Raw genomic sequence first — 7,406 nt, forward strand, 5'->3', positions numbered from 1 at the left:
CTCATGTAAGTAAATGGCATATACAAGCTTACTTTGATGAATTTTGTTTTAGAATTAATAGGTCACAATACAAAGAATCCATTTTTCATAAAACAATTCTTAGAATGGTACTACAAAAACCTAAATATCAAAAAAATATAAAACAGAAACTAGGCGTATAACTCAGAAGGTTTATTTATATAACTGAAATTAAGTTATAGAAAAAAACACCTCCATTATAAATATAATTACATATATTTGTTAACCAAAGGGTTAAACTAAATAGTTGACAATGATTAAAACAAAAGACGCAACAACTGAAAGCTTAATATTAGAAGCCGCTAATAAAGTATTTCAACGCAAAGGAATGGATGGCGCAAGAATGCAGGTAATTGCCGATGAAGCAGGAATTAATAAAGCGATGCTTCACTATTATTTTAGAAGCAAACAGCAATTGTTTGAAGCCGTATTTAAAAAAACATTTGCTTCATTTGCTCCACAAATCATTAAAATTCTAAATGAAGACTCACCTATTGAGGACAAGATTAGAAGTTTTACGTTTAACCATATTTCATTTATCATACAGCATCCGTATTTACCAAATTTTATTTTTCAGGAACTCAATAGAAATACGGAATTCATCTTAATAATAAAAGAAGAAATAGGTCTTCCTAATCTCGATAAATTTAAAAAACAAGTACAAAAAGAAGTTGAAGAGGGGGTGTTAAAACCCATTAAGGGCGAACAATTATTTATCAACATTTTGGCTCTAAACATTTTCCCGTTTCTTACAGGTCCGTTAATAAAAGCGGTTGTAGATATAGACGACATCAACTATAACAAACTATTAGAAGAGCGAAAAACAGAAGTTGCAAACTTTATTATCAATTCAATAAAAGCATAAAATGTATCAAAAAATAGTAATATTTTGTAGCCTCTCCCTTATTTTTAGTATAAAAATAACAGCGCAGAACACGTCTATCTTAACTTTGGAAGATGCCTATACAAAAGCAGAGGCAAATTATCCGCTTCTTTTAAAAGAAGGCCTATTAAATGAGGTTTCCGAACTTAATTCTGCGATCATCAAAAAAGGGAAACTGCCAACCATTACACTTAATGGTGTTGGGCAAATACAGTCTGAAAATTTAAGCATTGGCACAGCAGGAACCCCTGTGAATATAGACCTTCCTTTAGGAACTTACAAAGGATACATTGATGCTAATTACAATCTATATAATGGTGGTTTAACTAAAGCCCAGCAGCAAATTGAAGTCGCATTTTTAAAAATGAATCAGCAAAAACTTAAGGTGTCACTCCGTACTTTAAAAGATAGAGTGAATACACTCTTTTTTGCTATTAAACTTTCACGCCAACAACAATTGTTGCTCAATACCTCTATACAAGATATTAACACCAACATAGAATACATGCAAGTTGGTTATGATAACGGAACGGTTTTAGAAAGTGAGCTTTCAAAATTAAAAGTTCGCAAATTAGAATTACAATCTGAGGATATACGATTTACAGGTAATATTAAGGCTTATTTTGGAGTCTTAAACATGCTTTTGGACACGACCTATCCGGAGGTTACCGAATTGCAACTTCCTGAAATGGGTTTAATGGACTACAACCCAAATATTTCAAGACCCGAACAAGACTTTTACGACTCACAGAAAGATTTTTTACAAGCGAAAGAAAGTACTATCAATGCTGGAAGAAAGCCTAAAATTTCTTTGTTTGCACAAGGCGGAATTGGATATCCCAATCCCGTTAATTTTTCGGATGTTTCTAACGCTACTTATGCTTTGGGAGGGCTTCGTATAAACTGGAACATTCTAGATTGGGGAATAGTTGAAAAAGAACGCGAAAAAATAAAGATACAGGTGCAGCAAACACAAGTAGATAAGGAAACTTTTGAATTTAATATTGCGTCACAACAAAAAGAATTCACAGAGAAAATAACGGCCCTACAACTGCAAATTAATAACGATACTAAAATTGTAGCCCTTCAAAAAGATATATTATCACAAACGCAAGTACAACTACAAGAAGGAGTAATCAATACCAACGATTATTTAATACAAGTCAATGCCGAATTATCGGCACGACAACAGTTAGAATTACATCAAGTACAAGTACAACAATTGCGAGTAAATTATTTAACCCTATATGGAAAATTATAAGATTATGACGTTTAAATCAATATCCATCATCACTACAGCAATACTGTTGTTTTCTTGTGGCAATGGAGAAAAATCAGATGCCTACGGAAATTTTGAAGCCACAACAATAACCGTAAGTGCCAAAGGAAATGGCGAGTTGGAACAATTCAATATAAAAGAAGGAATGATTCTTCAAAAAGGTATCAATATAGGTTTGATAGATACCACACAACTTTATTTGGAGAAATTAGAAATCATCGCAAAATTGGAATCTCTGGACTTAAAACTACAGGAAGCGGCACCTGAAATTGCCGTTTTATTAAAACGAAAAAGTAATTTAGACAGAGAACGCAACAGAACCAAAAACCTTGTAGCCAAGAAAGCAGCAACACAAAAGCAGCTCGATGATTATAATGGCGAAATAGATGTGGTGAACCAACAAATAAATTCTACCAAACGGCAGATAAATATTGCCAATCGAAGTATTCTGTCCGAACGAAAACCTTTAGAAGCTCAAATTGCAGCTTTTAAAAACAAAATAGACGACCACAAGATTAACAATCCTATCCAAGGTACTGTATTGACCACTTTTGTAGAACTTTCCGAACTGGTAAACCAAGGCAGTCCTTTATATAAAATAGCGAACCTTAACACCTTAAAATTGCGTGCCTATACTAGTTCGCTGTTACTTCAAAAGGTGAAATTGAATGATAAAGTGACTATTTTAATAGATAGTGATGAGGATAGTTATAGAGAACTAGAAGGTATAGTTACTTGGATTGCAGACCAAGCCGAGTTTACGCCTAAAAGTATTGAGACCAAAGAAGAACGTGTCAATTTAGTCTATGCGCTGGATGTTGAAGTTAAAAACGACGGCACACTTAAAATAGGAATGCCAGCAGAGGTGATTTTTAATACTAAAACAACAGATTAATGGCTGCAATTACTGTTGACCATATTACAAAAACCTATGGTGATGTCCTTGCTCTAAACGATGTTTCCTTTTCTGTAGAAAAAGGAGAGCTGTTTGGACTTATTGGTCCTGATGGAGCAGGTAAATCTACCCTTTTCAGGATATTGACCACACTTTTACTTGCGGATAAAGGTGAAGGTACTGTGGTAGGACACCCTTTAGTAAGCCAATACAAAGAAATACGCAAAAAAGTAGGTTATATGCCTGGGCGTTTTTCTTTGTATCAGGATTTGACCATAGAAGAAAACCTATCTTTTTTTGCCACCATATTTGGTGCAACATTTGAGGAGAATTATGAGCTGATAAAAGATATCTACGTTCAAATAGAGCCCTTTAAAAAGAGGTTAGCGGGTAAGCTTTCTGGAGGAATGAAGCAAAAGCTGGCATTGTGCTGTGCCCTTATCCATAAACCTGAAGTCTTGTTTTTGGATGAACCAAGTACAGGAGTTGATGCTGTAAGTCGCGTAGAATTTTGGGAAATGTTAAAAAAACTAAAAGCCAAGGGCATTGCTATTTTGGTAAGTACACCATATATGGACGAAGCTACATTGTGTGATAGAATTGCACTAATTCAAAATGGAGAAATTTTAAAAATTGATTCGCCACAGCAAATGATTGCCAATTTTGAGAAACCACTTTACGCTATAAAATCCAAAAAAACCTACAAGTTGTTAAATTATTTACGAACACAAGATTTTACAGAAAGTGTTTTGCCGTTCGGTGAAAACTTACATTTAATCACCAAAGAGGTATACGAAAAATCACAACTAGAACTTCATTTAAAATATGCTGGATTTTCAGATGCTAAAATAGCAGTAATTCAGCCAACCATAGAGGATATATTTTTAGATATTAGTCAGCCTGTAGCTAGCTAATATTGGAAGTACAAGACCAGACCTACAGGTGTATCTGACGATAAAAGAAGTCTCTTTGTAGTCTGTAATTTGAGAGATATAAGGAAATTTTTGTAACCATATAAAATTCATTAACAAGTAAATCTTAATAAAATGAACACACCTTTTGCTATAGAAGTCGATAAATTAACCAAGCGTTTTGGTGATTTTACTGCTGTTGACGCCATTACCTTTAAAGTAAAAAAAGGGGAGATATTTGGTTTTTTAGGTGCTAATGGTGCAGGAAAGACAACCGCAATAAAAATGCTAATAGGTTTAAGCAAACCCTCTGATGGGTTGGGTAAGGTGGCGGGATTCAATATAAACACTGAAACAGAAAAAATCAAAAAAAACATAGGCTATATGTCGCAAAAATTCAGTCTGTATGATGATTTAACAGTATCAGAAAATATACGCTTTTATGGAGGTATATATGGACTTTCTAGAAAACGAATCAAAGAAAAAACATCAGAAATATTTGAGGAACTAAATCTTATAGAAGTAGCAAAATCATTGGTTGTATCCTTGCCTTTGGGATGGAAACAACGTTTGGCATTTGCTATATCAATGGTACACGACCCAGATATTGTTTTCCTTGATGAACCAACTGGAGGTGTAGACCCAAGAGTACGACGACAGTTTTGGGAAACCATTTATGAGGTCGCTGAAAAAGGACGCACCATTTTTGTAACCACTCACTATATGGACGAAGCTGAATATTGCGATAGGGTTTCTATAATGGTGGAAGGGAAAATAAAGGCGTTGGATACACCAGATAATTTAAAACAACAATTTAATGCTGCGTCTATGGACGCTGTGTTTTTAAAACTAGCACGCTAATGTTTAAAATATTTTTAGCTTTTGTGAAAAAAGAATTGCTGCACATCATTCGTGATAAACGTACGCTACTCATTCTCTTTGGGATACCAGTAGTTCAGGTGCTCATTTTTGGTTATGCTGTAAGTACTGAATTTAAGGATGTCTCTATAGATGTATTGGATTATGCCAAAGACGAAACCAGCTTACAGTTGATACAGCACATTCAAAGTTCAGGACATTTTTCACTTCATAGAATATTGACTTCTGAAACTCAAATGGAAGATAGTTTTAAAGAAGGTACTGCAACATTGGTCATGGTAATTCCAAAATATTTTTCTTCTGATTTTTACGGAAATAAACATGTGAATATTCAATTAATTGCAGATGGTTCCGACCCTAATAAGGCAAATGCCTTAGTACAGTACACCACCACAATGATTCAAAGTTTTGAAAAAAACAGGTTGCAGAGAGCAGAAAACCCAATGCTGATTACCATTGAAGACAGAATGCTGTACAATCCGCAATTGCTAAGTTCCTATAATTTTATACCTGGTACAATTGCTATGATTTTACTTATTATTTCAGCAATGCTCACCTCTCTTACTATTGCTAAGGAAAAAGAACTGGGTACGATGGAAATTTTACTGGTATCACCTTTACCTCCATTGCTTATTATTCTTGGAAAAGTGACTCCATATGCATTCCTGTCGTTTATTGATGCCGTTTTAGTACTTGTTATTGGTCACTTTGTATTTAAAGTCCCCATAATGGGAAGTCTTACTCTATTGCTATTGTGCTGTTTGTTGTATGTAATTGTAGCCTTATCGCTTGGAGCGTTAATTTCTACAAAAGCAAAGACACAACAACAGGCAATGTTAACTTCTTTAATGGGCTTAATGCTGCCCACAATGATTTTATCAGGCTTCATTTTCCCTTTTACAAGCATGCCTGAAATATTACAAGTTATAGGACATATTATACCTGCTACTTATTTTATTGACATATTAAAAGGGGTAATGCTTCGTGGTGTTGGCTTTCAATTTGTTGCAATTGATATTGCTGTTTTAGTGGGAATGGCCTTGTTTTTATTACTTATGGCATGGAAAAATTTTAAAATACGATTGGAATAATGAACATATTAGCCTACCTCATACAAAAGGAATTTATACAGATAATACGCAACAAAGCTATTTTGCCTATGATGACGATATTACCCATTGTTCAGTTGATTGTACTGTCTAATGCTGCTTCCAGCGAAGTTAAAAATGTAAATGTTGTGGTTGTAGATTTAGATCAAAGTGAAAGCTCACGCTCATTGAGTCAGAAAATCATTGCCAATGATAGGGTTTCACTTATTGCTACTCCCTTTAGTGTAGATGAAGCGTACGACTATTTACAAGGTAATAAAAGTGATGTTATACTTGAGATTCCTCCTAATTTTGAGAAAGACTATATTACGGGAAAGATGCCCAAAATACAGCTATTGGTTAATGCGACTAACGGACAGCAAGCATTAGTAGGTTCAGGTTATTTAAAAAATATTATAGCATCGTTCAATGCAGAATTAATTCAGAAAGTAAGCCCCGATATTTATGTTTCAAAGAAAAGTCAGATTACCATATCCTCCAGAAACTGGTACAATCCGGAATTAAAATACACCCATTTTATGGCTCCTGGTATTCTTGCTCAACTTACGGTATTGCTTACCATTATACTCTCTGCTATGAATATTGTACGCGAGCGAGAAGTAGGCACTATCGAACAAATTAACGTTACACCACTTAAAAAATGGCAATTCATTTTAGGTAAATTAATTCCGTTTTTATGTATCGGACTCGTGCTCTTTACTGTTGGAATCATAGCTAGTAAGTTAATTTTTGATATTCCCATGTTGGGAAGTCTACCCTTAATTTTTGGTTATGCAGTCATCAACATTATTGCCGTTTTAGGTTTTGGATTACTTATTTCAAATTTCTCGAATACCCAACAACAAGCCGTTTTTACAGCCTTCTTTTTTATCATCATTTTTGTGTTGATGGCAGGACTTTTCACACCCATTGATAGTATGCCAAAATGGGCACAACAATTGACTATTGCAAACCCTTTGACACATTTTATTTCGGTATCTAGAAAAGTACTGATGAAGGGAAGTGGCTTTTGGGATATACGATTTGAGTTTTTATATACCTTTATTTTAGCGATAATTTTTAATGGATTAGCAGTATGGAGCTATAAAAAGCAGGTGTAATGGGCAATACTCAATGAAATATTGAAATTGAATTGTTGATAATCCAATAGAGGTGTCGTTATATCTGTATCACATAGTAGAACCTAAATTCATGAATAGAAACCTAAAACGATATTTAAGAATGCTTTGGTAATTTGGATATTATTTTTGATACATTAGTTTCAAAAAAAACATCTTTAGGTGTGATCATATAAGACCGTTGCAAGGTACATGACAAAAACAAACATCCAAACTTAGGATATAAATCATTGTTTGTTAGCTTATTAAGATGTATATTCAAGCCATGAAACTACAAATAACACCTACTTTTGCAGATAGCATTTGTGATTTAC

7 protein-coding genes and 1 pseudogene are annotated in these 7,406 nt (G+C 34.1%); all 8 read left to right on the forward strand.

Going from position 1 to position 7,406, the window contains the following annotated elements:
• A pseudogene (locus tag V5787_RS01355) lies at positions 1-161 on the forward strand (IS1595 family transposase); the annotation flags it as partial.
• 110 nt (positions 162-271) lie between these two features.
• Positions 272-883, forward strand: a complete 612-nt coding sequence (locus V5787_RS01360; protein ID WP_336891496.1) for a TetR/AcrR family transcriptional regulator — start codon at positions 272-274, stop codon at positions 881-883.
• 1 nt (position 884) lies between these two features.
• Positions 885-2,162, forward strand: a complete 1,278-nt coding sequence (locus V5787_RS01365) for a TolC family protein (protein WP_336891497.1) — start codon at positions 885-887, stop codon at positions 2,160-2,162.
• Positions 2,163-2,166: 4 nt separating this feature from the next.
• The gene (locus V5787_RS01370) at positions 2,167-3,075 is read left to right on the forward strand and encodes an HlyD family efflux transporter periplasmic adaptor subunit (RefSeq protein ID WP_336891498.1); all 909 of its coding nucleotides are present in this window, start codon (positions 2,167-2,169) and stop codon (positions 3,073-3,075) included.
• Positions 3,075-3,989, forward strand: coding sequence for an ABC transporter ATP-binding protein (locus tag V5787_RS01375; protein WP_336891499.1), 915 nt, complete (start codon positions 3,075-3,077; stop codon positions 3,987-3,989). The genes V5787_RS01370 and V5787_RS01375 overlap by 1 nt, the downstream gene beginning before the upstream one ends.
• Positions 3,990-4,121: 132 nt before the next feature.
• Entirely contained in the window at positions 4,122-4,847 is a 726-nt protein-coding gene (locus V5787_RS01380) for an ABC transporter ATP-binding protein (protein WP_336891500.1), read from the forward strand.
• On the forward strand, positions 4,847-5,956 hold the full coding sequence (locus tag V5787_RS01385; protein ID WP_336891501.1) for an ABC transporter permease: 1,110 nt from the start codon (positions 4,847-4,849) through the stop codon (positions 5,954-5,956). Before V5787_RS01380 ends, V5787_RS01385 begins: the two co-directional genes overlap by 1 nt.
• Entirely contained in the window at positions 5,956-7,074 is a 1,119-nt protein-coding gene (locus V5787_RS01390) for an ABC transporter permease (RefSeq protein ID WP_336891502.1), read from the forward strand. Before V5787_RS01385 ends, V5787_RS01390 begins: the two co-directional genes overlap by 1 nt.
• Positions 7,075-7,406: the final 332 nt, after the last annotated feature.

This window comes from Flavicella sp. (assembly GCF_037132785.1).
Classification (GTDB): Bacteria; Bacteroidota; Bacteroidia; order Flavobacteriales; family Flavobacteriaceae; genus Flavicella.